Genomic DNA, 2,325 nt, shown 5'->3' with positions numbered 1-2,325 from the left:
GTAAGCCCGTAATCAAATAACGCATATTATCTGATCACACCTCCCGGTACCATAAAGGTATGAAATTCAAAGGAGGTGTTTTCTTATGCCAACAAACAAAGTATCAATCGTTCCAGTCAAATTGGAATCCACTCCAACTGCTTCTACTACTGCTGGTCGTTCACCAGTAAAACCAATCTGCATTATTCAAGCGAATCAATTAAAAGTCTCCTTCTATCCTGGTGTTAAGAACTACGTCATCGAAACAATCATGAAGGAGTTGTGCAACCATGATTCATGATTTTACAAAGATAAGAAATATCTACATTATTTGTGGTCGGACGGATATGCGCAAAGGAATTGACGGACTAGCTACACTTGTGCAGGATTCGTTTCAGCTAGATCCTTATAGTGATGCGGTTTTCTTATTTTCTGGCTGGAGTCGTGACCGTTATAAATGTTTATATTTTGATGGCGATGGATTCGCTTTATTGTATAAACGCATTGACAACGGGAAATTACAATGGCCGAAGAATGAAGCGGAAGTTCGAAATCTTTCGCAACAGGAATTGCGGTGGTTGTTAGAAGGGTTATCTTTATCTCAACCAAAAGCGATTGCAAAATCTTCGAAGGGTGTCTTTTAAACAGTGTATTCCGAATGGTATAATCACCGATAGATAAAACTGAACGGAAATGTGGTGAACGAGATGAGTAACACTTCGCAAGATAAAGTCATTCAATTACTTGAAGATCAACTAGCTTTTATGAAAGAACAAAATAAAGGTTTATCCAAACAAATCGAAGTGTTAACGGAACAAGTTCGCCAATTAACAAAAGCATTATATGGTACAAAATCGGAGAAATCGAAATACCAAGTACCAGATGGTCAGTGTTCCTTATTCGAGGACGATCCGTCTTTTAATGAATCTGAGCACACAGAAAAACAAAGCACGGAGACTGTCAGCTATACAGTTGTACGTAAAATCAGAAATAAAAAGCGTAATGACTCCTTTAGTAAAGAATTAGAGATTGAAGAAGTTCATCATCACCCTTCTAACCTACAATGTGACTGTTGTCAGAGTAAAATGTTTGAAATCGGTTGTAGTATTGCGCGAGAAGAGGCAAAATTTATTCCAGCAAAGATGGTGCGCGTGCAGCACATTGAGCATGCCTATGAGTGCAAGCAATGTAAAAAAGACACGACGCAAAACGCACAAATTAAACGTGGAAAAGCGCCTATGGCGGTCATTTCACGCAGCATTGCAGGACCAACTGTGTTAGCCAAATTAATTTATGATAAATTCATTCAATATTTACCACTGTATCGCCAAGTGAAAGAATGGGAACGGTCAGGCTTGATGACGAACGATAAAAATCTTTCAAATTGGGTGATTCGTGTAGCCGAAGAATGGCTACTCCCTATTTATGAACAAATGAGGAATGTAGTAGCGACAAAATCGATTCTTCATATCGATGAAACCTACGCTAAAATTCTAAAGCGTTCTGATGGGAAACCAGGTCAATCGAATGCATATCTTTGGGTGTTTAAAAGTATACCATCTCAAGGTCCTGTCATTGTCCTGTTTCAGAGTGCCTTAACAAGAAGTCGTCCTGTATTAGAAGAATTTACGAAGGACTTTAAAGGTACGGTCATTTGTGATGGGTATTCGGCATACGACAAATTACCGAATATTACATTCGCCAACTGTTGGGCTCATCTACGTCGATACTGGTTAAAAGCGGACAGTAAGAATGGTCGCATTGGCGTTTCCTATTGTGATCAGCTCTATCAACTTGAACGAAAGTTTAAGAATTACTCTCCAGGAAAACGTCGAAGAATGCGAAAGAAATATTCAAAGCCCATTGTAGAAAAGTTCTTAACATGGGTTCAAGAATCGCCGTTTTTTGGGAAGAATGCGTTAGCGAAAGCAGCTGAATATACATTAAATCGGGTTCAAGAACTGAAAGCATTTTTAAAAGATGGTCGCATTGAAATCGATAATAACCCCGCTGAAAATGCGATCCGTCCAAGTGTGATTGGTCGAAAAAACTGGCTCTTCTCTGTTAGTGAAGCGGGTGCTAGAGCGAATGCGATTTGTTTGAGCTTAGTAGAAACTGCGAAAGCGAACGGCATCGACTTCTATAAGTATCTAGTGAAGCTATTTACGGAGCTACCTAACCTACCAATTCATCAACAACCGGAGATTTTACAAGACTACATGCCTTGGTCGAAATCGATTCAAGCAACATGTATAAAATAATAGCCTTCAATCCAAAAAAAGCAGTGGATTGAAGGCTATTCGCCGTGCGTGCCGGAAGGTGCGTTATTTTTTATTTCGGGCTTAC

Annotated in this window: 3 protein-coding genes; all 3 read left to right on the top strand. The window is 39.4% G+C overall.

Annotation, left to right across the window (positions count from 1 at the left end; all coding sequences use genetic code 11):
• The first annotated feature begins 85 nt into the window (after nucleotides 1-85).
• The 3 genes from EK386_RS19565 (at nucleotide 86) to tnpC (ending at nucleotide 2,240) form a co-directional block, all read left to right on the top strand.
• The gene (locus EK386_RS19565) at nucleotides 86-280 is read left to right on the top strand and encodes a hypothetical protein (protein WP_126660855.1); all 195 of its coding nucleotides are present in this window, start codon (nucleotides 86-88) and stop codon (nucleotides 278-280) included.
• Nucleotides 270-623 (top strand): IS66 family insertion sequence element accessory protein TnpB, encoded by a 354-nt coding sequence (gene tnpB / locus EK386_RS19560; protein WP_126660854.1) that lies wholly within the window; start codon nucleotides 270-272, stop codon nucleotides 621-623. Before EK386_RS19565 ends, tnpB begins: the two co-directional genes overlap by 11 nt.
• Before the next feature lie 63 nt (nucleotides 624-686).
• Nucleotides 687-2,240, top strand: coding sequence for an IS66 family transposase (tnpC, locus tag EK386_RS19555; RefSeq protein WP_126660853.1), 1,554 nt, complete (start codon nucleotides 687-689; stop codon nucleotides 2,238-2,240).
• The last annotated feature ends 85 nt before the right edge of the window (nucleotides 2,241-2,325 follow it).

It is taken from the genome of Lysinibacillus antri, assembly GCF_003977595.1.
Taxonomy (GTDB): Bacteria; Bacillota; Bacilli; order Bacillales_A; family Planococcaceae; genus Ureibacillus; species Ureibacillus antri.
This window is presented reverse-complemented; position numbering and strand designations above follow the sequence as displayed.